Below are 22,041 nucleotides of genomic sequence, written 5' to 3'. Positions count from 1 at the left end.
AGCGTCCATGCCCGCTAGGCATAAAAAGCCCGAGCCGCCACTGGCGAACTCGGGCTTTTCGTTGCCTCGCGCAATCAGAACTGTAAGTCGGACAGCCGCCACACTTCGAATGCAGGTGTTTCGTATGGATGGGCGCGTTTGAGTGCTTTGACGCTGTCATGAATCAGCTCGTCGGCCACCACCAGCTCGACTTTCCACTCGGAGACCGAATGCACCTGGCCTAGCTGCCCGAGGAACGGCTTACTGCCTTCGAGCGGCCGATACTGGCCGTGCCCGAGCACCTGCCAGCAGCAGCTGTCGTATGCGCCGATCCGCCCGGCACCAACTGCAAAAACCGCTTTCTTGACTGCATCCAGATGGCTTTCCGGAACATAGAAACACAGCTTGTACATCAATATCTCCGCATCAAGAACTGCCGACGGAGCACCTTTCTCCACCGGCGCAACCAGGTTTGCCGGATCCGGTCCGGCACATCCAGGTGCCAACTTCAGACGTTGCCTAATGCGCTTGGTTCACCAACCATGTCGACCGATTCACAGTTATGAAAAAGCCCGCAGCACCTGCGCGCTTCCGGGCTTTTCGTTCGGCCTGATTCAGTCGACCCAGACCCGCGCGTTGCGGAACATGCGCATCCAGCCACCATCCTCCTGCCACTCGTCCGGGCGCCAGGAGTTGGTTACCGCACGGAACACACGTTCCGGATGCGGCATCATGATGGTCACGCGGCCGTCACGTGTAGTCAGACCGGTGATACCGCGCGGCGAACCACCCGGATTGGCCGGATAGCGCTCGGTGACCCTGCCGTGGTTGTCGACGTAGCGCAGCGCGACGGTGCCAGAAAGGTCGGCCTCGAGCAGCGCTTCTTCGCTTTCGAACTCCGCGTGCCCTTCCCCGTGCGCGATGGCGATAGGCAGACGGGAACCGGCCATGCCCTGCAGGAAAATCGACGGCGATTCCTGAACCTGAACCATGGCTACACGCGCTTCGAACTGCTCTGAGCGGTTGCGCACGAAGTGCGGCCAGGACTCGCTGCCAGGCACCAGTTCGTGGAGATTGGAGAACATCTGGCAACCATTGCAGACACCTAGAGCGAAGCTGTCCTTGCGCTCGAAGAAGGCGCTGAAATCTTCACGGGCGCGGCTGTTGAACAGGATCGATTTGGCCCAGCCTTCACCTGCACCGAGCACGTCGCCGTAAGAGAAACCGCCGCAGGCCACCAGCCCCTTGAACCGCTCGAGGCTGATGCGCCCCGATAGGATGTCACTCATGTGCACGTCGACCGCAGCGAAACCAGAGCGATCGAATGCAGCCGCCATTTCGCTCTGACCATTGACGCCCTGCTCACGCAGAATCGCCACTTCGGGCCTGATGCCACGCTTGATAAAGGGCGCAGCGATATCTTCGTTGACGTCGAAGCCGAGCGTGACGCTCAAACCGGGATTGTCTTCTTCGAGCAGCGCATCGAATTCTTGATCGGCGCAATCGACATTGTCCCGCAGGCGCTGGATCTGATAACTGGTCTCGGACCACTGACGCTGCAAAAGACGGCGATCGCCGGCGAACACGTCAGAACCTTCGAACCTGATCGCCACGTGGCCGTTGTTGACGGGCTGGCCGATGACCGACACGCAGTCGGCAAGACCTGCGGCGCTGAACTGAGCGAGAACAACCTCCGTGTCACCCTGGCGCACCTGAATCAGCGCGCCCAGTTCTTCGTTGAACAGCGCCGCGGGAATCTGCGAGGCGTTCTCGACCAGACCGTCAAGGTTGAGGTTGAGGCCGCAGTGTCCGGCGAACGCCATTTCCAGCGCAGTAGTCAGCAAGCCGCCGTCCGACCGGTCGTGATAGGCCAGCAACAGTCCGTCAGCGTTGAGACCCTGGATCACGGCGAAGAAAGCCTGCAGGTCTTCGGCGTCATCGACATCCGGCGCCTGGCGTGCCATCTGGCCGTAGACCTGTGCCAGGATCGACGCGCCCATGCGGTTCTGGCCACGACCGAGATCGATCAGCACCAGATCGGTTTCGCCTTTGTCCAGACGCAACTGCGGGGTCAGAGTCTGGCGGACATCGGCCACCGGCGCGAAACCAGACACGATCAGCGACAACGGCGACGTCACACTTTTTTCCGCACCCTCCTCGGTCCAGCGGGTCTTCATCGACATCGAGTCCTTGCCCACCGGAATGGTGATGCCCAGCTCCGGGCACAGCTCCATGCCAACCGCTTTGACCGTGTCGTAGAGGCGCGCATCTTCGCCCGGATGGCCAGCAGCGGCCATCCAGTTGGCGGAGAGTTTGATGTCAGAAATCTTCTCGATGCGGGCAGCGGCGAGGTTGGTCAGGGTTTCGCCAATCGCCATGCGGCCCGATGCCGGCGCGTCCAGCAATGCCAGCGGCGTGCGTTCGCCCATGGCCATGGCTTCGCCTGTATAGACGTCATAGCTGGTAGCCGTGACGGCGCAGTCGGCCACCGGAACCTGCCAGGGGCCGACCATCTGATCGCGTGCCACCATGCCAGTGATGCTGCGGTCACCAATGGTGATCAGGAAGCTCTTGCTGGCCACTGCCGGATGATGCAACACACGGTCGATCGCTTCGGACAGGTCTACCTGATCCGCCGCGAAATCATCGCCAAGCTCGACCTCACGGACAGCGCTGCGGTGCATGCGCGGCGCCTTGCCGAGCAACACGTTGAGCGGCATGTCGACCGGATCATTGCCAAAATGACTGTCGGAGACGGTCAGATGCGGTTCGGCGGTGGCTTCACCGACGACGGCGAAGGGGCAGCGTTCACGCTTGCAGATGGCTTCGAAGCGCTCCAGATCGGCCGCATCGACCGACAGCACGTAGCGCTCTTGGGATTCGTTGCACCAGATTTCATGTGGCGCCATGCCCGGCTCGTCGTTGGGGACCTTGCGCAGCTCGAAGCGCCCGCCACGACCACCATCGTTGACCAGCTCCGGGAAGGCGTTGGAGAGGCCACCGGCGCCGACATCGTGAATGAACTTGATGGGGTTCTTGTCGCCCAGCTGCCAACAACGGTCGATGACCTCCTGGCAGCGGCGCTCCATTTCAGGGTTGTCACGCTGCACCGATGCGAAATCGAGATCCGCCGAGCTGCTGCCGGTGGCCATCGACGAGGCAGCACCGCCGCCGAGGCCGATCAGCATTGCCGGACCACCGAGCACGATCAGCTTGCCACCAACCGAAATCTCGGCCTTTTGCACGTGACCTTCGCGAATATTGCCCATGCCGCCGGCGAGCATGATCGGCTTGTGGTAGCCGCGAACTTCCTCGCCATGGGGAGTATTGATCGACTGTTCGAAAGTACGGAAATAACCGTTCAATGCGGGCCGACCGAATTCATTGTTGAACGCCGCGCCACCCAGCGGGCCTTCGATCATGATATCCAGCGGCGTGACGATGCGCTCGGGCTTACCGTAGGGCACCTCCCAGGGCTGTTCGAAGCCTGGGATGTTCAGGTTGGAAACGGTGAAGCCAGTGAGACCAGCCTTTGGTTTGGCACCACGGCCCGTAGCGCCCTCGTCACGGATCTCACCACCCGAACCCGTGGCGGCTCCCGGGAACGGTGCGATGGCAGTCGGGTGGTTGTGGGTTTCCACCTTCATCAGGATGTGCACGGGCTCCTGGTTGGCCGCATATTCGCCGGTTTCCGGATTCGGGTAGAAGCGCCCTGCCACATTGCCGACGATCACAGCGGCGTTGTCCTTGTAGGCGGACAGCACACCCTCGCCGTGCAGCTGGAAGGTGTTCTTGATCATTCCGAATAGGGACTTTTCCTGGCTCTCGCCGTCGATATCCCAGCTGGCGTTGAAGATTTTGTGACGGCAATGTTCGGAGTTGGCCTGGGCGAACATCATCAATTCGATGTCGTGGGGATTGCGCCCCAAGTCGGTGAAACTGGTCACCAGGTAATCGATCTCATCCTCGGCCAGTGCCAGACCCAGCTCCACGTTGGCCTGTTCCAGCGCAGCGCGCCCGCCGCCCAGTACGTCAACGGCGGTCAATGGCTTCGGTTGGGCATGACTGAACAGATTCGCAGCGTCTTCGAAGCGTTCGAGCACCAATTGGGTCATTCGATCATGCAAGACCGCAGCGATCTGCCGGGCCTCGTCGTCGGAGAAGTTCCCCGCCACGTAATAGGCGATGCCGCGTTCCAGCCGTTGAATCCTGTCGAGCCCACAGTTGCGGGCAATGTCACTGGCCTTGCTCGACCAGGGAGAGATGGTTCCGAAACGCGGAATCACGAGGAAAAGCCGACCGGACGGTTCCTGTACCGGTACGCTCGGACCGTACTTCAACAATCGGGCGAGCACGTGCTCCTCGTCCGCGCCAAGCGTGCCGGAAACTTCGGCGAAATGGGCAAACTCGGCGTACAACCCGCTCACGGCGGGGACCTTCGCGGTCATTTGTGCCAGGAGCTTGCCGTGACGGAAGGCGGAAAGAGCGGGAGTGCCGCGCAGGATCAACATCGTCGGAACAGCCTCGGAGAGGGGAGCAGTCGGGCCGCGTATTCTAGCCCATGACAGCGTCCGAGGCTAAGCCTGCTGGAAGCTCTGCACGCACCTAGAGTGGATCACGCCTGCCCGATCCACCGTGCGGACCCACGGTGGATGTAAAAGCGACATCCACCCTACGCCCGGAAGCGTGAAGCGTGCCGCTGCGCTCTCAGTGCAATATCTGGCTCAGGAACAGCTTAGTGCGCTCATTGCCCGGATTGGTGAAGAAGGTTTCCGGATCGGCTTCCTCCACGATCTCGCCCTTATCCATGAATATCACCCGATCGGCGACGGTGCGGGCGAAGCCCATTTCATGGGTCACGCAAAGCATCGTCATCCCACTTTCGGCGAGGCCAACCATGGTATCCAACACTTCCTTGACCATTTCCGGATCCAGCGCCGAGGTAGGCTCGTCGAACAGCATGATCTTCGGTTTCATGCACAGCGCGCGGGCAATCGCGACCCGCTGCTGCTGGCCGCCCGAGAGCTGTCCTGGGAATTTGTCGGCCTGCTCCGGAATCCGTACGCGCTCCAGATAATGCATGGCGATTTCCTCGGCCTGACGCCGGGGCAGCTTGCGCACCCACATCGGCGCCAAGGTGCAGTTCTGCAGTACGGTGAGGTGCGGGAACAGATTGAAATGCTGGAACACCATGCCGACCTCGCTGCGAATTGCCTCGATCTGCTTCAAATCATTGGTCAGCTCCACACCATTGATCACGATACGGCCCTGCTGATGCTCCTCAAGACGATTGAGGCAGCGAATGGTGGTGGACTTGCCTGAGCCCGACGGTCCGCACAGGACGATGCGCTCGCCCTGGGTGACGTTGAGGTTGATGTCCTTGAGTACGTGAAACTGGCCGAACCATTTATGTACGCCCTGCATCTGAATGACCGGTTCACCGGCCTGCTCAGACTGCTCAGGTTGCAGAGATGTGTCGTTCATGATGTTTTCCTTAGTTCCGGTGGCCGGTGTCGAGCTTGCGTTCCAGATGCATGGAATAGCGCGACATACCAAAGCAGAAAGTCCAGTAAACCAGCGCAGCGAACACGTAACCCTCGGTCGACATGCCAAGCCAGGCAGGGTCGGAAGTGGCGCGTTTGATGCTGTTGAGGAAGTCGAACAGGCCGATAATGATCACCAAGCTGGTGTCCTTGAACAGCGCGATGAAGGTGTTGACGATGCCCGGTATGACCATCTTCAGCGCCTGGGGCAGGATCACCAAGATCATGCTGCGCCAGTAACCCAGGCCCATCGCCGCAGCCGCCTCGTATTGTCCTTTGGGGATAGCCTGCAGGCCGCCGCGTACCACTTCGGCGATGTAGGCCGCCTCGAAGAAGACCACCATCACCATCGCCCGCATGAGCTTGTCGAGATTCATCTCCTCGGGCAGAAACAGCGGAAGCATCACCGAGGACATGAACAGCACGGTGATCAGCGGTACGCCACGCCAGAACTCGATAAAGGTCACGCACAGCACGCGAATCGCCGGCATGTCCGAGCGCCGGCCGAGCGCCAGCAGAATGCCAAGCGGCAGCGCCCCCGCGATGCCCACTGCAGCGATGACGATGGTCAGCATCAGCCCGCCCCAGCGGCTGGTCGATACCGTTTCGAGGCCGAGGAAACCGCCGTGCAACAGCCAGTAGGCAAGCAATGGATACACCAGCAGATAGCCAATGCCATAGCGCACCTTGTGCCGCATCTGCCGCAGGAACAGGGGCGCAGCGCCAATGATTGCGAGCCAGGCCGTGGCATCTACCCGCCAGCGCAGTTCCGGCGGATAGAAGCCGTACATGAACTGGCTGAACCGCGTCTGCACGAAGACCCAGCACGCACCCTCGCGGGTGCAGTCGGCCCGTGTCTCGCCGGTCCAGTCGGCCTTGATGATTGCCCACTCGATGATGGGCGGAACGATCAGCCAGATCAGATACAACCCGATCAGCGTGAGCAGCGTATTGATCCAGCTGGAGAACAGATTGGCCCGCATCCAGCCCACCACACCGATATTGGTGGATGGCGCCGGCAGGTCCGGTTTGAAGGTATGGGTCGTCATGCGCTCGTCCTTACCGCTCGATCAGCGCAATGCGCTTGTTGTACCAGTTCATCAACAGCGAAATGCTGATACTGATGGCGAGGTATACGCTCATGGTGATCGCCATGGTTTCGATCGCCTGACCGGTCTGGTTCAGCACGGTGCCGGCAAACAGCGAGACCATGTCGGGATAGCCGATAGCAGCCGCCAGCGAAGAGTTCTTGGCCAGGTTGAGGTACTGGCTGGTCAGCGGCGGAATAATTACGCGCAGCGCCTGCGGGATGATCACCAGACGCAGTACCCGTCCCGGGCGAAGGCCCAGCGAAGCGGCTGCTTCGGTCTGTCCATGACTGACCGACTGGATTCCGGCGCGTACGGTTTCACCAATAAAGGCCGCGGTGTAGATTGACAGCGCCAGCACGATCGAAACCAGCTCGGGGATGACCACCCAGCCGCCGCGAATATTGAAACGCTGCAGCTCAGGAATCTCCCAGAGGAACGGCGCGCCGAACACTAGCGAGCACAACCCCGGTATCGCAGTGAACAGCACCAGGCTGCTCCAGAACACCGGAAACGGCTGACCGGTGGCGTGACGCCGGGCCCGCGCCCAGCGGTTGAGCATGACGATCGCCACCAACGCCACGAACAACGCTATCCAGAACGGCCAGAAGCCATCCCCTGCACCGGGCGAGGGCATTTGAACGCCACGGTTGTTCACGAAGATCACGTCCCACAGACTCAGGCTATCCCGCGGTCCTGGCAGTGGTGCAAGCACGGCGAAATAGACGAAGAAGATCTGCAGCAGCGGTGGGATATTGCGGAAGGTCTCGATATAGACAGTGGCTATTTGACGGATCAGCCAGTTCGGAGACAACCGCGCCACTCCGAGAATGAACCCGATAATGGTCGCCAGGATTATGCCGATGACGCTGACCAACAATGTATTGAGCAAGCCGACCCAGAACACTCGTCCGTAGGAATCGCTCTCGCTGTAGTCGATCAGGTGCTGGGAAATGCCGAAACCGGCAGCGTTATCGAGAAAGCCGAAGCCTGACGTAATGCCTCGGTGAGCGAGGTTGGTCTGGGTGTTGTGAAACAGAAACCAGCCGATTGCAATGACTGTTATGACAGCGACGACCTGGAACAACCAGGCACGCGCCTGCGGATCCGTGAGCAGCGAGCCGCGTGCTGCTCCCGTTTTGGCGATGGTTCGCATCAAGAAACCTCATACGGCACCGCCGGTGCAGGTGCACCGGCAGCGCTCATCCTTGAAACAAGGCCGGCTTCCCGCCGACCCGGCTCGGTCAACGCACCGGTGGCGCGTACTGCAGACCTCCATTGGTCCAGAGCGCATTCAGACCACGTTCGATCTTCAGTTCGCTACCGGAGCCAATGTTGCGCTCGAACACTTCGCCATAATTGCCGACCTGCTTGACGATCTGCACCGCCCAGTCCTTCGGTAATTTCAGATCCTTGCCGTATTCACCCTCCGCCCCGAGCAACCGGGCCACGTCTGGATTCTTGGTGTTTTTTGCAGTTTCCTCGACATTTGCAGCGGTTACGCCCAGCTCTTCGGCGTTGATCATCGCCAGCAATGACCAACGCACGATGTCGAACCACTCCTCGTCGCCCTGACGCACGGCCGGGCCGAGTGGTTCCTTGGAGATAACTTCAGGCAGCACGATGTAATCGTCCGGCTTGGCCAGTTTGATGCGCTGTGCGTACAGCTGGGACTGGTCAGAAGTGAGCACGTCGCAGCGACCGGACTCCAGCGACTTGGCGCTTTCGTCAGAGGTGTCGTAAGTGATCGGGGTGTATTTGAGGTTGTTGGCTCGGAAGTAGTCGGAGAGGTTCAGCTCGGTGGTAGTGCCCGCCTGGATGCAGACGGTGGCGCCGTCAAGCTCCTTGGCGCTAGAGACACCGACCTCCTTGTTGACCAGGAATCCCTGTCCGTCGTAGTAGGTAACGCCGGTGAAGTTCAGCCCCATCGCCGCATCCCGCGAGCTGGTCCAGGTGGTGTTTCGCGAAAGCACGTCGACCTCGCCGGATTGCAGTGCGGTGAAGCGCTCCTTGGCAGTCAACGGACTGAACTTGACCTTGCTGGCATCGCCAAATACTGCAGCCGCTACCGCGCGACAGACATCCACATCGATTCCCTTGTGCTCGCCCTTGGCATCGGTGTAGGAGAAGCCCGGCAGCCCGTCGCTGACGCCGCACTGCACGAAGCCTTTGCTCTTCACCGCATCCAGGGTCGCCCCTGCCTGCGCCAAGCCGCTGGTGCCCAAAAGTGTCGCGGCGCCAAGCACGGCCAGTGTGGATTTAACCCTTATCATCGAAACCTCCAGTTTGCTTTTATTCTGCGGGGTCGGGGCCTTCTGTCGGCATTGCCATACGCCAGCCGACACGCGTCGTCCGGTGCGGCAGAAGAACCTGACCTGAGTCTAGCCGCCGATTGATTATCAGCAACTCTCGCCGATGCGCTTGTTCGCAGAACGTGAACGACACCGATGCATATGGCGCTAATCGAACAAAGCAAGCGGCATACCAGATCTAATGAAAAGCTTATTCGGCGTCTTTGCGCGCTTCATCAGAACCGCCAGTACAGGTAACCTCGCCGCAAATTGCTGCATTGACCCTCGCGCTCGCCCCAACTTGAGGCGAGCCCCAGCCGGAGCCCGACATGAGCGCCCCCTTGATCATCGAACCCGCAACAACCGCCGACTCCTGTGTGATCTGGCTGCACGGCCTCGGCGCGGATCGCTATGACTTCCTGCCGGTCGCCGAGGCGCTGCAGCAGCGCCTGTTGCGAACCCGTTTCGTACTGCCGCAAGCGCCAACCCAGGCCGTGACTATCAATGGCGGCTGGGCGATGCCGAGTTGGTACGACATCCTGGCCATGAGCCCCGCGCGGGCGATCAACCAGGCACAGCTCGAACAGTCAGCCCAAGCCGTGATAACGCTGATCGAGGCGCAGCGCGACCACGGCATCGACCCTCGACGCATCTTCCTGGCCGGGTTCTCACAAGGTGGCGCAGTGGTCTACCACACCGCGTTTCTGCGCTGGGCCGGACCGCTCGGCGGGGTCCTGGCGTTGTCCACCTATGCGCCCACCTTCGGCGCTGATCTCAAGCTGTCTTTGTCGCAGGCAAGCCTGCCGGTACTGTGCTTGCACGGTTCGCAAGACAATGTCGTGCTGCCCTCGATGGGGCGCGTCGCCTACGAATGCCTGGTACAGAACAAGGTCGCCGCCGAGTGGAAGGAATACCCCATGGCTCACGAGGTACTACCGGATGAGATTCGCGATATCGCTGACTGGCTCGCCGTTCGTCTCGACTGATAGGCCTGGCAAACTCAGACGCGCCTTCTGCAAAATGTGACGCCGCGCGCCTGCCAGCGGGGCAATCTACGGCTACGCTTGGCAATGGGTAGAACCAGACTCGATGCGCCTGCCGTCGTAGCGCTCATCGCGGCCATATGAAGCCGACCCAGCCGGCAGTTACGGGGCACCTGCGATAGTCATGACGAAGATCATCCCGCCGGATGCTGCAGTCATGCAGCTTGTCGAGTGGCAGGTCGAGATGCGACACCTCAAACAGGCGCGCCTGCTGGACGATGTGGACGAGCCCTGCTTGCGGCTGATGCAGGAGGCGTTCGAGCCGTGTCTGATTGAAGCCGGCGGCATTCTGCTTTCGCCACTCGAGCACAATCACTTCCTTTACCTTGTGCTTGAGGGCGAACTGGCTGTTCACCTCGATTCGCTCGATAGCCACCCGGTGCGCGTGATCGGGCCAGGTGACTGTGCCGGTGAAATCAGCTTCATGGATAACCTGCACCCTTCGGCCTACGTCGTCGCGCTCAAACCTACAGTGCTGCTGCGGCTGCACCGCCGCGCAATGCCACTGCTTACCCGCTCGCCGAAGCTGATGCAGAACCTCGCCGAGCTGCTCTGCCAGCGTGTTCGCCTGAGCGACCGGCTGATCATCAACAGCGAACAGAACGCCAACGTGGACACGCTCACTGGCTCGTTCAATCGGCGCTGGCTGGAACACATCTATAACCGCGAGAGCACCCGCTGCGCATTCAACGGCCAGCCGCTCTCGGTTTTGATGCTCGATGTCGACCGGTTCAAAGACTATAACGACAAGCATGGCCACTTGGCGGGCGACCACGCGCTTTGCCTGGTTGTCGACACACTGGGGAAACTGCTCCGCCCGGCGGATAGCCTGGTGCGCTACGGCGGCGAGGAGTTCGTGATCCTGCTTCCCGACATGGCACTGGATGATGCGCGCAATGTCGGCGAGCGCCTGCGCCAGAGCCTCGAAACGATCACTTCGTTCCGCTCGCCGATAGGCACGCTGCCTGGCGTCACGATCTCCATCGGCGTCGCGCCAATGCGACCGACAGACGACCTGAGAACACTGGTTCACGCTGCCGATCAGGCGCTTTACCAGGCCAAGGCTCAAGGGCGAAACCGCGTGTGCGGCTGAGCAAACACAGCGCTGACAGCCTGCCACCGGCAACGGCGATGCCGGGCCTGAGCAAGTCTTCGCCGTATCTGCTTCTTGCATTACACTGGCGGGCGAACCTATAGATAGAGACGAAACCGTGCTCAAAGCACTCAAGAAGATTTTTGGTAAAGGCCCTGCAGAGCAAACTGCCGCCCAACCCTCCAGCAACAGCTCGAAGCATGTCGACACCCCTCGCCCTGCGCGGCCCAAAGTGCCAACCGCACCATCGGCCGACGCGCCTCCAGCAGCGGCAACCAAGCCCCGCAAAGAGCGCTCACCCAAACCTGCGGCACCGCCCGCGCCTGCATGGAAACTGGAAGACTTCCAGGTCGAGCCGGTCGAAGGCAAGACACGCTTTCATGACTTCAAGCTCACCCCGGAACTGATGCACGCCATCCACGATCTGGGTTTCCCCTATTGCACCCCGATCCAGGCTCAGGTTCTGGGGTTCACCCTCCAAGGCCGTGATGCGATCGGACGCGCCCAGACCGGCACCGGTAAAACCGCCGCCTTTCTGATCTCCACCATCACCCAGTTGCTGCAGACACCACCACCCAGCGACCGCTACATGGGCGAGCCGCGCGCGCTGATCATCGCGCCGACCCGTGAACTGGTAGTGCAAATTGCCAACGACGCGTTGAACCTAACCAAGTACACCGGCCTGAACGTGATGAGCTTCGTCGGCGGCATGGATTTCGACAAGCAGCTCAAGGCACTGGAAAGCCGTTACTGCGACATACTCGTCGCCACGCCGGGGCGACTGCTGGATTTCAATCAGCGCGGCGAAGTGCACCTGGACATGGTTGAGGTGTTGGTACTCGATGAAGCCGACCGCATGCTCGACATGGGCTTCATCCCGCAGGTTCGCCAGATCATCCGTCAGACCCCGCCGAAGAGCGAACGCCAGACGCTGCTGTTCTCCGCCACCTTCACCGAGGACGTGATGAACCTGGCCAAGCAATGGACGACCGACCCGGCGATCGTGGAGATCGAGGCGGTGAACGTGGCCAGCGACACCGTCGAGCAGCACGTCTATGCCGTGGCGGGTAGCGACAAGTACAAGCTGCTCTACAACCTGATCACTCAGAACGATTGGACCCGCGTGATGGTCTTCGCCAACCGCAAGGACGAGGTTCGTCGTATCGAGGAACGCCTCACCCGTGACGGCATCAGTGCCGTACAGATGTCGGGAGACGTGCCCCAGCACAAGCGGATCCGCGCATTGGAAGGCTTCCGCGAGGGCAAGATTCGCGTCATGGTGGCGACCGACGTCGCCGGCCGCGGAATACACGTCGATGGCATCAGTCACGTGATCAACTTTACCTTGCCGGAAGTTCCGGATGATTACGTGCATCGCATCGGCCGCACCGGTCGGGCCGGCGCGACCGGGACCTCGATCAGCTTCGCCGGCGAGGATGACGCCTTTGCCCTGCCGGCGATCGAAACGCTGCTGGGCCGCAAGATCAGTTGCGAAATGCCTCCGGCTGAACTCCTGGCACCGGTTCCGCCCAAGCGCTGAGCGCTAGTCCACGGCAGTAACAAACGGAAAAGGCGAAGCCATAGGCTTCGCCTTTTCCGTTTGTGATCGCCTGATGCCGCGAACGTCAGGCCAAATGATCCAGATCAGACCTCGGTCCGCAAAAGCGCCTAGAGTTGAATAAAGCCATTCAATATCAGGAGCCGCCCATGGATCGCCTCAATCTGATGGTATTGCTGATCATTGCGAGCTTTGTGCTGATGGGCGCAGGCTTCAACTATCGAGAGCAGAAATGGGGGCCTGCATTGCTCGGCCTGGGCATTTTGTCGATGCTTTCCACCCTTTTCTACAAGCTGCAGATCACCTTCGGCTAAGGCCGTTACTCCTGCCGCCACCGCTGAGCAGCAATCTGGTCGCTGCAACGCCCTTCGACCCAGCGGGGGCCGGACGGAGTGTCTTCTTTCTTCCAGAACGGCGCGCGGGTCTTCAGGTAATCCATGACGAACCGACAACCATCGAACGCAGCCTCGCGGTGTGCGCTGGCCGCGCCGACGAATACGATTGGCTCGCCCGGCTCGAGTCGACCGACCCGGTGCAGAATCTCGAGCTTGAGCAAAGGCCAACGTGCATTGGCCTCCTCGATGATCTTCTGCAGCGCCTTCTCTGTCATTCCGGGAGCATGCTCGAGAAACATCCCGGCGATGTCCTGGCCATCGTTGAAATCCCGCACATAGCCGACAAAGCCGGTTACCGCGCCGATGCCGAGGTTGGCGGCGTGCAATGCGTTCAGCTCGGCGCCTGGGTCGAACGGGGCCTGTTGGACACGCACGTTCATCCTCAACCTCCTGTAACCGTAGGGAAGAAAGCCACTTCATCGCCGTCGGCCAACGGCTCGTCGAGGCCGCACAGCTCCTGATTGCGTGCGCACATCAAGTTCTGCTCGCCCAATACCGACCATTCGTTACCGCGTGCCAGCAGCAGTAGCCGGAGATCGTCGACCTGCCGAAGCGACGCGTCCCAAGCCAGCTGTTCGGTATCGAGGCCAAGTGCCTCGCGATAGCGCGCGAAGTACTGCACCTGAATCATGCTGGCACCTGCCAATGTCCGCTTTTTCCACCCAGCTTTTCCAGCAGCCGGACACTTTCCACGACCATGCCCTTATCGACCGCCTTGCACATATCGTAGATAGTCAATGCCGCGATGCTTGCCGCCGTCAGCGCCTCCATTTCTACTCCCGTCTGGCCGGCCAGCTTGCAGCGTGCCTGGATGCGCACACAGTCATCCCCTTCCGGTTGCAGGTCCACCTTGATGCTCGTCAGCAGCAACGGGTGGCAGAGCGGTATCAACTCGTGGGTCTTCTTCGCCGCCTGGATGCCGGCGATACGGGCAACGGCAAACACATCGCCCTTGGGATGGCCACCCTGCTGAATCATCTGCAGAGTTTCAGGACGCATACGCACCCTTGCCTCCGCCACCGCCTCCCGGGCCGTTACAGCCTTGGCGGTGACGTCGACCATGTTGGCGCGGCCGTTGGAATCAAGGTGAGTAAGCATAAACAGGCGACTCCGAAAATCGATGCGGCACATTGTATACACAGTATGCCGCTCCGAGCCCAACGGGTCGCCGTCCTCCCGTATGCATCCGAGTCACATATGGGCCTCGGCATACTCCGCCAGGATCGAACGTGGGACGCCCTGCAAGGTGATGTGCATGCCGTGCGGGAAATCCTTGAATCGCTCGGTCAGGTAGGTCAATCCCGAGCTGGTGGCCGACAAGTATGGCGTATCGATCTGCGCCAGGTTACCCAGGCACACCACTTTCGATCCACTGCCGGCCCGCGTAATGATCGTCTTCATCTGGTGCGGCGTGAGGTTCTGGCACTCATCAATCAGAATCAGGCTCTGCTGGAAGCTGCGACCGCGAATGTAATTGAGGGATTTGAACTGCAACGGCACCTTCTGCAGGATGTAATCGACGCTGCCATGGGTACTTTCGTCATCCATGTGCAGCGCTTCGAGGTTATCGGTAATTGCACCGAGCCAGGGCTCCATCTTTTCCGCTTCGGTACCGGGTAAAAAACCAATGTCCTCATCCAGCCCCTGCACGCTACGTGTAGCGATGATCCGCCGGTAACGCTTGCTCACCACGGTCTGCTCGATGGCCGCAGCCAGCGCCAGGATGGTCTTGCCGGAGCCGGCTGCGCCCGAGAGGTTGACCAGATGGATATCTGGATCGAGCAGAGCGAATAGCGCCAGCGCCTGATGGATGTCGCGCGGGCGCAACCCCCACGCTTCCTGATGCAGCAACGGTTCCTGGTGCATATCGAGCAGGAGCAGCTCGTCGGCCTTGATACCCTTGACCCAGCCGACAAAGCCCTGTTCGTCGAGGATGAATTCGTTGATGTGCACGGCTGGCAGGTTGTCGATCAGTTGAACACGATGCCAGGTCCGCCCATGTCCTTGATGGGTATCGACCTTGCTGACTCGGTCCCAAAACGACCCGCTCAGGCTGTGGTATCCACGCGATAGTTGGCCGACGTCGTCGACCAACTTATCGGTGTGGTAATCCTCCGAAGCGACACCACAGGCACGTGCCTTCAGGCGCATGTTGATGTCGTTGGTGACCAGCACCACCGGAACACCGCTGCTGCGCCGTTGCAGGTCGACGACCTGGTTGATGATCTTGTTGTCGTTGAGATCGTCCGGAAGTGCGCTGGAGTCAGCGCCCTTGCTCATCAGAATCGACAGGCTGCCGCAGGGCCCGCTCTTCTCGCGCTGGATAGGCACGCCAAGCTCGACCTCCTCGGGCGTGGCATCGCCCAACACCTTGTCGATCAGGCGAATGGCCTGACGGCACTCTGCTGCCACGGTGTGCTTGCCGGTCTTGAGCTGGTCGAGCTCTTCCAGCACGGTCATCGGAATGGCGACCTGATGTTCTTGGAAATTCAATAACGCGTTGGGATCGTGGATAAGAACGTTGGTATCAAGAACGTAAAGGGTGGGCTGAGTAGCGCGGGGTCTGCCGTAGTCATCCATACGCGTTCACCTTTTCGGAGCCGGGACGACGGAGGGCCGGATGCTCTCCGCCGTAAAGAAAACCACCGTGCGCGAGGTGAGCGGACTTGGGTAGCAGGGGCTTGGGGCCACCCAGAGGCCGCCACCTGTGAGTGCAGGTTTCGGCGGTCTTGATGTCGTAATACCGCAAAACAGATGACAGGAAAAAGTCTTTTTCCTGCAACCCAGGTTTTTTTCTCTAAACGACGAATTACGCTTGGCGAACGCCGAATGCAAAACTAGGCTCAATGATTGACTTGGGCGCTTTTGTCGCACCGGTTCACTTCGGCCGTCACATGGACCAACTCCGAAAAGCCTGCCAACTCGGCCTTGTAGCGATCCGCCGAATGCGCTTGATGGGTAACGATGGTGACGATGCAGCTGTATTGCGTTCTGCCCACGCGCCACAGATGCAGATCGGTCACTTCGGTATCAGGTACTGCCTCCAGCTGCTCCTGCACGCGCTGCACCAGCGGGTCATCCATCTCCCGGTCCAATAGGGCCTTTCCGGTATCACGCAGCAGGCCCTTGGCCCATACCAGAATGACGATCGCCCCGATGATTCCCATCAGCGGGTCCAGCCAGTTCCAGCCAAAGTACTTGCCTCCGAGCAGGGCGATGATCGCGGCGACAGACGTCAGCGCATCGGTCAGCACGTGGACGAAGGCCGCATGGCGATTGAGGTCCCGCCCTTGCGCTGTTGGTAGGTCGTGATCGTGATCGTGATCGTGATCGTGATGAGCATGGTGATCTTGCAGCAACCAAGCAGACAGCAGATTCACGGCCAGCCCGATCACCGCCACCCATAGCGCTTCGTCGAAGCCGATCTGTGCAGGCGACCAAAAGCGCGACAGCGACTCGATAATCATCATCAAGGCCACCACCACCAATAGCATCGCACTGGCGAAGCCCGCCAGGACCTCGATTTTCCAGGTCCCGAAGGCGAAGCGTCGGTCATGGGCGTAGCGGCGCGCCAATAGATAGGCGATCGCTGCCATGCCGATGGCCACCATATGCGACGCCATGTGCCAGCCATCAGCCAGCAGCGCCATTGAATTGAACAGATAGCCCGCGACGATCTCGGCAATCATGGTCAAGCCAGTCAGCGCCACCACGGCCCAGGTACGGCGCTCAGCCCCTTGTTCAAGGGGGCGATAATCATGGGAGTGTGTCCACCGGGAATGTTTGCAGTCAGTCATAAGCGCTCCTGTCGGTCACGCAAGCTTGCCCCTTTACACGGCGGCAAGGTCAACCTTCCGGTTAATCGAGGCCATAGCTGGAGCCTGGGGAGGCATACCGCCTAGAATCGGCTCACATCAAAGGAGACCGATGCATGCTCATGGTGATTTCGCCGGCCAAGACCCTGGATTACGACACGCCCCCGACGACCAAACGCTTCACTCAACCCGAACATCTCGACCACGCCCGACTGCTGATCGATCAATTGCGCAACCTGTCGCCACAGCAGGTCAGCGAACTGATGCATCTCTCGGACAAGCTCGCAGCACTGAACGTCGCCCGCTATGGAAGCTGGACACCGGAATTCACCCCGGACAACGCCAAGCAGGCACTTCTAGCCTTCAAAGGCGATGTGTACACCGGGCTAAATGCCAGCGACTTTTCCGAGCAAGACCTCGATTTCGCGCAGACCCACCTGCGCATGCTCTCCGGCCTGTACGGCATCCTGCGTCCACTTGACCTGATGCAGCCCTACCGATTGGAAATGGGAACCAAACTGGCCAACGCACGCGGCAAGGATCTTTACGGGTTCTGGGGCGAACGCATCAGCAACTGGCTTAACGATGCATTGGCGGCACAGGGCGACGATGTACTGCTCAACCTGGCGTCGAACGAATACTTCGGCGCGGTCAAGCGCAACGCCTTGAATGCCCGAGTCATTGATGTCGATTTCAAGGACATGAAGAACGGTCAGTACAAGATCATCAGCTTCTACGCCAAGAAAGCACGCGGCCTGATGACCCGCTACGTGATCAAGGAGCGCATCGAGCAGCCTGAACAATTGAAGGCGTTCGCTTACGACGGCTATCGCTACAGCCCGGATGACTCGTCAACCGATCACCTGGTGTTCCTTCGCGACGCTCAAGCCTGAAGCAATTCTGACGCCCCCTCGCTTATGAACCGAGGGGGCCTCCTTCCCTCCTGCCTGCTTGTCCCACCATTGCCTTACATTGGGCGCCACGCTCGCCGCTGCCCCTTACTGCATACCAGCGAACGCGCTCTGCGATGCGGGCTGGCCCTTAGTCTTAGAAAACCGATCAGCGGCGACCACCGAGGGAACTATCCGAAGGCCCTTGCAATCATAAGCGCGTACCGGCATTTCCAGAAGGAAAGGGACGTCGCACATGAACGTGCAGTGGAAGTCACAAATCAGTTTCCAAATTGCCAGCCAGGGCAGCCCGACAGGGTCGCCGGGCATGGCAAGCCGAGGGCAGACAGGCCGGATAAGCGCAGTGTCGGCACTCGCCACCCCGCGCCAACGGCAGCCAGGCGGAGCGCAGCAGACCCGCTCGAGCCAGACCGATAGAGGGCTTGCAGGCACTCGTTTCAGACCGGCAATCGATCCCGCAGCCTACCGTGCAGCGGCAGTCGACCATCAGGCAGTACCCCAACATTCAGGCTCGGAGCGCGTAATTCGCCCCGAGGGCAGTTTTTCGGCTGGAAAACGGAGCTTGACGGCACGCGGCACCTGAAGGCCCGACCAAATTAGTACGGCGAGCACAGATCTCTGGTCGCCGAAATGGACAAGAAGAACTCCCCCTTCTCAACGATTCAGGAGATACAGCATGATTCCGGTCATCCTCTCAGGCGGCAGCGGTTCCCGACTCTGGCCTCTTTCGCGCAAAGCGTTCCCAAAGCAATTTCTAGCCCTCACAGCTGAGCAGACGCTCTTCCAGCAAACCATTGAGCGGCTCGCTTTCGAAGGCATGCAGCCGCCTCTGCTGGTTTGCAACAAGGAACATCGCTTTATCGTCAAAGAGCAGTTGGCAGCACGCAAGCTAGGCATCCAGGGTCTTCTGCTCGAGCCCTTCGGCCGCAACACCGCCCCGGCAATTGCGATCGCCGCGATGAAACTGATCGAGGACGGACGTGATGAACTGCTGCTGGTGCTACCGGCGGATCATGTGATCGAAGATCACAAAGCCTTCCAGCGCTCGCTGGCTCTGGCCACCAATGCTGCGGAAAACGGTGAAATGGTGCTGTTCGGCATTCCGGCCACCAGCCCTGAAACCGGTTACGGCTACATCAAGTGCGACCATAACGAGCGCAATGGGTTGCCAGAAGGCGTCAACCGCGTTACCAACTTCGTCGAGAAGCCTGACGAAGCGCGCGCCCAGCAGTACGTTGAGTCGGGTGATTATTACTGGAACAGCGGTATGTTCCTGTTCCGCGCCAGCGTGTTTCTGGAAGAACTCAAAAAGCATGATCCGGACATCTACGACACCTGCTGGGTCGCGCTGGAGCGCAGCGCCAAGAATGGTGACGAAGTACTGATCGACCCCGAGACCTTCGCCTGCTGCCCGGACAACTCGATCGACTACGCGGTAATGGAAAAGACTGAGCTGGCCTGCGTAGTGCCGATGTCGGCTGGCTGGAGCGATGTGGGTTCCTGGTCGTCGCTCTGGGATGTGCTGGAAAAAGACGAGAACGGCAACGTAACCAGAGGCGATGTGATCGTCGAAGACAGCCGTAACTGCCTGGTTCATGGCAATGGGAAGCTGGTCACCGTGGTGGGCCTGGACAACATCGTTGTGGTCGAAACCAAGGACGCGACCATGATCGCCCATAAGGATAAGGTCCAGGACGTCAAGAAGCTGGTGAACAAGCTCGACGACATGAAGCGCTCCGAAACGCAGAACCATTGTGCCGTGTATCGCCCCTGGGGTTGGTACGACTCGGTCGATATGGGTGGCCGTTTCCAGGTCAAGCGCATCTGCGTCAACCCGGGCGCCCAGCTCTCGCTGCAGATGCACCATCATCGCGCCGAACACTGGATCGTTGTATCCGGTACCGCCCAGGTCACTTGCAATGACAAGACGTTCTTACTTACCGAGAACCAATCGACGTACATCCCGGTGACTTCCATCCACCGCCTGGCCAACCCCGGCAAGATTCCGTTGGAAATCATCGAAGTTCAGTCAGGCAGTTATCTCGGTGAGGACGACATCGAACGGTTGGACGATGTCTATGGTCGTGCACCTGATAACGTTGCAAGCCATTCAGTCCGCTGATTAGGCGGCAAATGAAAAACCGCGCCGAAATCCGACGCGGTTTTTTTATTTAAGGAAGAAAGACGCGGCGGGCTTACGATGAACGCTCGCGAATAGTTTGCGGCAGCCAACTGCGACAACAACCAAGGAACCTCGGTTTCTGCTGCTTTTCGACAGCCGCAACCTGTGATCTGTGCTTCATTAAAAAGCTCATCTGACGCCAGACCGGGGCCGTACGGAACATGGCCGCGCCCACCAAGTGATAACTTCCGCATACACTTTGTTTCTCCCCGCCTGCTTGCAATGGCATCACTCAAGCCATTAAATAAGCAATCGTCTAATTTCCATCATCGTGCTGCTTACGGCATTGCCGCTTGCTGGCAACTGACGTCGAATTTCCAAGAAAGGAAAAGACCAAGAGTGACCAAAGAAGAACTACGCGCCGAACTGGAACGACAGGCCAATCGATTCAAAACCGTATACGGCGGTGAAATAACCACCTATGCCGCACAACCCGACCCTGAACGGAAACCGTGGCGCAAAAAAGAGACGGTCCACGACCAGGTTTTCAAGAAAGAACTGGAAAAGATCGAGAAAGAGCTGGCAGAACAGGATTCCGAAGGCCGGTAAACAGACGCTGCCACTGCTACTGCGAATGTTTGATATGAACGGCCTGTTCGTAATCTGCGGTTCGAATCAGCGCTTCCCACCGAGCAGGGATCCCATCAACCCCCTCGCCAGCTGCCGGCCCAACTGGGAAGCCGCCTGGCGCATCGCGCTCTTGAATACTCGCCCAGCGAGATCCGCGAAAGCGCCTCCCGCGTCATTCTCTTCTGGCGCTGCTTTCTCCTGCGACTCGACCCTCGTCGCCTGTTTCGCCCGGTCGAGCAGGATCTCGTAGGCTGACTCGCGATCAACCGCCTTATCGTAGCGATTGCGCAACGGTGAATTCGTGATCAACGCCCGCCGTTCGCTTTCATCAAGGGGCCCTACCCTCGACTGCGGTGGAGCGACGGCCACGCGTTGCACCATGGCAGGTGTGCCCTTTTCTTCGAGCCCACCGACCAGCGCCTCACCGATGCCAAGATCGACCAGAGTATCCAGCGCAGAAAATGCAGGGTTGGTCCGAAAGCCCTCAGCGACCGCACGCAACGCCTTCTGTTCCTTGACCGTATAAGCCCGCAGCCCATGCTGAATGCGCAGGCCCAGCTGGGCCAGGACCTCATCCGGCAAATCGGCCGGCGATTGAGTGACGAAATAGACGCCAACGCCTTTCGAGCGAATCAACCGAACGACCTGCACCAATCGATCCTGCAATGCTTTCGGGGTGTCATTGAAGAGCAGGTGCGCCTCGTCAAAAAACAACGCCAGCAGCGGTCGGTCCGCATCGCCACGCTCGGGCAGTTGCTCGAACAGTTCGGCCAGCAACCACAGCAGGAATGTCGCGTAAACCTTGGGCGCCTGATGCACCAGCTGACTTGCGTCGAGCAGATGAATTCTGCCGCGCCCATCAGATGCAGGTTGCAGAAGGTCTTCCAGTACCAGTGACGGTTCGCCGAACAGCGCTTCCGCGCCTTGCTGCTCCAGCGTTGCCAGGCGCCGCAAGAGCGCCTGGGATGAAGCGCTCGTCAGCAATGCCGCATCGTCGCCCAACATCTCGGGGCTCTGCCTGAGATAACCGAGCAAGGCCTTGAGGTCCTTGATATCCAGAAGCAGCAGCCCTTCGCGATCAGCCACCTTGAACGCTGCATAAAGTGCAGCCTGCTGGCTATCGGTCAATTCGAGCAGACTGCTTAACAGAAGCGGGCCCATCTCGGTAAGCGTCGTGCGCAGCGGGTGGCCGCTTACGCCGTATACATCCCATAGCGTGACGGGATACGCCTGCGGTTGGTGGCCGAGCCAAGGCATGCTGGCAATACGTTCGGCAATTTTCCCCTCAGGTGCCCCCGCGGCACCCAGCCCGCACAGGTCTCCCTTGATGTCCGCCGCGAAAACGGCGATGCCCGCCTCGCTGAACTGCTCTGCGAGCCGCTGCAGGGTTACCGTCTTGCCTGTCCCCGTCGCGCCCGCGACCAAACCGTGGCGATTGACCAGCCGGAGCGGCTGAGTATTAGGCTCGCTGTTCGCCTCAGCGCCCAGCACGAAGTGTTCGTTATCTGCCATCTGGCCGTCTCCAGAGCGGGGGACACTGCGGGAACGAGCGGCACCAACCAGATGCCTCGTC

The 22,041-nt window shown here is 59.9% G+C and carries 19 protein-coding genes; 7 read left to right on the top strand and 12 right to left on the bottom strand.

Annotation, left to right across the window (positions count from 1 at the left end; translation table 11 throughout):
• Window positions 1–74: 74 nt before the first annotated feature.
• The 6 genes from DQ405_RS07280 to DQ405_RS07255 all read right to left on the bottom strand — a co-directional run bounded on the left by DQ405_RS07280 (window position 75) and on the right by DQ405_RS07255 (window position 8,883).
• Entirely contained in the window at window positions 75–392 is a 318-nt protein-coding gene (locus DQ405_RS07280; RefSeq protein WP_168423567.1) for a Nif3-like dinuclear metal center hexameric protein, read from the bottom strand.
• Between the two features lie 201 nt (window positions 393–593).
• Complete coding sequence (purL, locus tag DQ405_RS07275; RefSeq protein ID WP_168423566.1) at window positions 594–4,490, bottom strand: phosphoribosylformylglycinamidine synthase; 3,897 nt, start codon at window positions 4,488–4,490, stop codon at window positions 594–596.
• Between the two features lie 196 nt (window positions 4,491–4,686).
• On the bottom strand, window positions 4,687–5,463 hold the full coding sequence (locus tag DQ405_RS07270) for an amino acid ABC transporter ATP-binding protein (RefSeq protein ID WP_168423565.1): 777 nt from the start codon (window positions 5,461–5,463) through the stop codon (window positions 4,687–4,689).
• 10 nt (window positions 5,464–5,473) lie between these two features.
• The gene (locus DQ405_RS07265; protein ID WP_168423564.1) at window positions 5,474–6,571 is read right to left on the bottom strand and encodes an amino acid ABC transporter permease; all 1,098 of its coding nucleotides are present in this window, start codon (window positions 6,569–6,571) and stop codon (window positions 5,474–5,476) included.
• 10 nt (window positions 6,572–6,581) lie between these two features.
• Window positions 6,582–7,766, bottom strand: a complete 1,185-nt coding sequence (locus tag DQ405_RS07260) for an amino acid ABC transporter permease (RefSeq protein WP_168423563.1) — start codon at window positions 7,764–7,766, stop codon at window positions 6,582–6,584.
• Between the two features lie 88 nt (window positions 7,767–7,854).
• The gene (locus DQ405_RS07255; protein WP_168423562.1) at window positions 7,855–8,883 is read right to left on the bottom strand and encodes an amino acid ABC transporter substrate-binding protein; all 1,029 of its coding nucleotides are present in this window, start codon (window positions 8,881–8,883) and stop codon (window positions 7,855–7,857) included.
• A gap of 347 nt (window positions 8,884–9,230) precedes the next feature.
• Between DQ405_RS07255 and DQ405_RS07250 the strand changes: the two genes are divergently transcribed.
• The 4 genes from DQ405_RS07250 to DQ405_RS07235 all read left to right on the top strand — a co-directional run bounded on the left by DQ405_RS07250 (window position 9,231) and on the right by DQ405_RS07235 (window position 12,909).
• Complete coding sequence (locus DQ405_RS07250; protein ID WP_168423561.1) at window positions 9,231–9,887, top strand: alpha/beta hydrolase; 657 nt, start codon at window positions 9,231–9,233, stop codon at window positions 9,885–9,887.
• A 214-nt stretch (window positions 9,888–10,101) separates the two neighbouring features.
• A complete protein-coding gene (locus DQ405_RS07245) occupies window positions 10,102–11,037 on the top strand; it encodes a GGDEF domain-containing protein (protein WP_168423634.1) in 936 nt (311 codons plus the stop codon).
• A 118-nt stretch (window positions 11,038–11,155) separates the two neighbouring features.
• On the top strand, window positions 11,156–12,577 hold the full coding sequence (rhlB, locus tag DQ405_RS07240) for an ATP-dependent RNA helicase RhlB (RefSeq protein WP_168423560.1): 1,422 nt from the start codon (window positions 11,156–11,158) through the stop codon (window positions 12,575–12,577).
• 167 nt (window positions 12,578–12,744) lie between these two features.
• On the top strand, window positions 12,745–12,909 hold the full coding sequence (locus DQ405_RS07235; protein WP_168423559.1) for a hypothetical protein: 165 nt from the start codon (window positions 12,745–12,747) through the stop codon (window positions 12,907–12,909).
• A 5-nt stretch (window positions 12,910–12,914) separates the two neighbouring features.
• On the opposite strand, the gene moaE is transcribed toward DQ405_RS07235, so the two are convergent.
• The 5 genes from moaE to dmeF form a co-directional block, all read right to left on the bottom strand.
• Complete coding sequence (gene moaE, locus DQ405_RS07230; RefSeq protein ID WP_168423558.1) at window positions 12,915–13,370, bottom strand: molybdopterin synthase catalytic subunit MoaE; 456 nt, start codon at window positions 13,368–13,370, stop codon at window positions 12,915–12,917.
• A gap of 2 nt (window positions 13,371–13,372) precedes the next feature.
• On the bottom strand, window positions 13,373–13,621 hold the full coding sequence (locus tag DQ405_RS07225) for a MoaD/ThiS family protein (RefSeq protein WP_168423557.1): 249 nt from the start codon (window positions 13,619–13,621) through the stop codon (window positions 13,373–13,375).
• Window positions 13,618–14,088 carry a cyclic pyranopterin monophosphate synthase MoaC gene (gene moaC / locus DQ405_RS07220; protein ID WP_168423556.1) on the bottom strand — a complete coding sequence of 157 codons (471 nt, stop codon included), beginning with the start codon at window positions 14,086–14,088 and terminating at the stop codon, window positions 13,618–13,620. Before moaC ends, DQ405_RS07225 begins: the two co-directional genes overlap by 4 nt.
• Before the next feature lie 93 nt (window positions 14,089–14,181).
• Window positions 14,182–15,570 carry a PhoH family protein gene (locus DQ405_RS07215; protein WP_168423555.1) on the bottom strand — a complete coding sequence of 463 codons (1,389 nt, stop codon included), beginning with the start codon at window positions 15,568–15,570 and terminating at the stop codon, window positions 14,182–14,184.
• Window positions 15,571–15,833: 263 nt separating this feature from the next.
• Window positions 15,834–16,787, bottom strand: coding sequence for a CDF family Co(II)/Ni(II) efflux transporter DmeF (gene dmeF, locus DQ405_RS07210; RefSeq protein ID WP_168423554.1), 954 nt, complete (start codon window positions 16,785–16,787; stop codon window positions 15,834–15,836).
• 134 nt (window positions 16,788–16,921) lie between these two features.
• On the opposite strand from dmeF, the gene yaaA reads away from it, so the two are divergent.
• From yaaA to DQ405_RS07195, 3 genes are all read left to right on the top strand, one after another.
• Window positions 16,922–17,698: a peroxide stress protein YaaA gene (gene yaaA / locus DQ405_RS07205; protein ID WP_168423553.1), complete on the top strand. Its 777-nt coding sequence runs from the start codon at window positions 16,922–16,924 to the stop codon at window positions 17,696–17,698.
• A gap of 694 nt (window positions 17,699–18,392) precedes the next feature.
• Entirely contained in the window at window positions 18,393–19,838 is a 1,446-nt protein-coding gene (locus tag DQ405_RS07200; protein WP_168423552.1) for a mannose-1-phosphate guanylyltransferase/mannose-6-phosphate isomerase, read from the top strand.
• A 399-nt stretch (window positions 19,839–20,237) separates the two neighbouring features.
• The gene (locus DQ405_RS07195) at window positions 20,238–20,447 is read left to right on the top strand and encodes a hypothetical protein (RefSeq protein WP_168423551.1); all 210 of its coding nucleotides are present in this window, start codon (window positions 20,238–20,240) and stop codon (window positions 20,445–20,447) included.
• A 66-nt stretch (window positions 20,448–20,513) separates the two neighbouring features.
• On the opposite strand, the gene DQ405_RS07190 is transcribed toward DQ405_RS07195, so the two are convergent.
• Window positions 20,514–21,980, bottom strand: a complete 1,467-nt coding sequence (locus DQ405_RS07190) for a helicase HerA-like domain-containing protein (protein ID WP_168423550.1) — start codon at window positions 21,978–21,980, stop codon at window positions 20,514–20,516.
• Between the last annotated feature and the right edge of the window lie 61 nt (window positions 21,981–22,041).

The sequence above is a fragment of the Pseudomonas sp. SST3 genome, assembly GCF_003325755.1.
Note: the sequence above shows the minus strand (reverse complement) of the source record. Positions and strands in the feature narration are given on the sequence as shown.

What these genes read in the sequence shown, in the direction of transcription:
- DQ405_RS07200 (WP_168423552.1), top strand. Translation starts at nt 18,393, where the DNA reads ATGATTCCGGTCATCCTCTCAGGCGGCAGCGGTTCCCGACTCTGGCCT.
- moaC (WP_168423556.1), bottom strand. Translation starts at nt 14,088, where the DNA reads ATGCTTACTCACCTTGATTCCAACGGCCGCGCCAACATGGTCGACGTC.
- purL (WP_168423566.1), bottom strand. Translation starts at nt 4,490, where the DNA reads ATGTTGATCCTGCGCGGCACTCCCGCTCTTTCCGCCTTCCGTCACGGC.
- yaaA (WP_168423553.1), top strand. Translation starts at nt 16,922, where the DNA reads ATGCTCATGGTGATTTCGCCGGCCAAGACCCTGGATTACGACACGCCC.
- moaE (WP_168423558.1), bottom strand. Translation starts at nt 13,370, where the DNA reads ATGAACGTGCGTGTCCAACAGGCCCCGTTCGACCCAGGCGCCGAGCTG.
- DQ405_RS07235 (WP_168423559.1), top strand. Translation starts at nt 12,745, where the DNA reads ATGGATCGCCTCAATCTGATGGTATTGCTGATCATTGCGAGCTTTGTG.
- DQ405_RS07260 (WP_168423563.1), bottom strand. Translation starts at nt 7,766, where the DNA reads ATGCGAACCATCGCCAAAACGGGAGCAGCACGCGGCTCGCTGCTCACG.
- DQ405_RS07225 (WP_168423557.1), bottom strand. Translation starts at nt 13,621, where the DNA reads ATGATTCAGGTGCAGTACTTCGCGCGCTATCGCGAGGCACTTGGCCTC.
- DQ405_RS07250 (WP_168423561.1), top strand. Translation starts at nt 9,231, where the DNA reads ATGAGCGCCCCCTTGATCATCGAACCCGCAACAACCGCCGACTCCTGT.
- DQ405_RS07190 (WP_168423550.1), bottom strand. Translation starts at nt 21,980, where the DNA reads ATGGCAGATAACGAACACTTCGTGCTGGGCGCTGAGGCGAACAGCGAG.
- DQ405_RS07245 (WP_168423634.1), top strand. Translation starts at nt 10,102, where the DNA reads ATGCAGCTTGTCGAGTGGCAGGTCGAGATGCGACACCTCAAACAGGCG.
- DQ405_RS07270 (WP_168423565.1), bottom strand. Translation starts at nt 5,463, where the DNA reads ATGAACGACACATCTCTGCAACCTGAGCAGTCTGAGCAGGCCGGTGAA.
- dmeF (WP_168423554.1), bottom strand. Translation starts at nt 16,787, where the DNA reads ATGACTGACTGCAAACATTCCCGGTGGACACACTCCCATGATTATCGC.
- DQ405_RS07265 (WP_168423564.1), bottom strand. Translation starts at nt 6,571, where the DNA reads ATGACGACCCATACCTTCAAACCGGACCTGCCGGCGCCATCCACCAAT.
- DQ405_RS07215 (WP_168423555.1), bottom strand. Translation starts at nt 15,570, where the DNA reads ATGGATGACTACGGCAGACCCCGCGCTACTCAGCCCACCCTTTACGTT.
- DQ405_RS07280 (WP_168423567.1), bottom strand. Translation starts at nt 392, where the DNA reads ATGTACAAGCTGTGTTTCTATGTTCCGGAAAGCCATCTGGATGCAGTC.
- DQ405_RS07255 (WP_168423562.1), bottom strand. Translation starts at nt 8,883, where the DNA reads ATGATAAGGGTTAAATCCACACTGGCCGTGCTTGGCGCCGCGACACTT.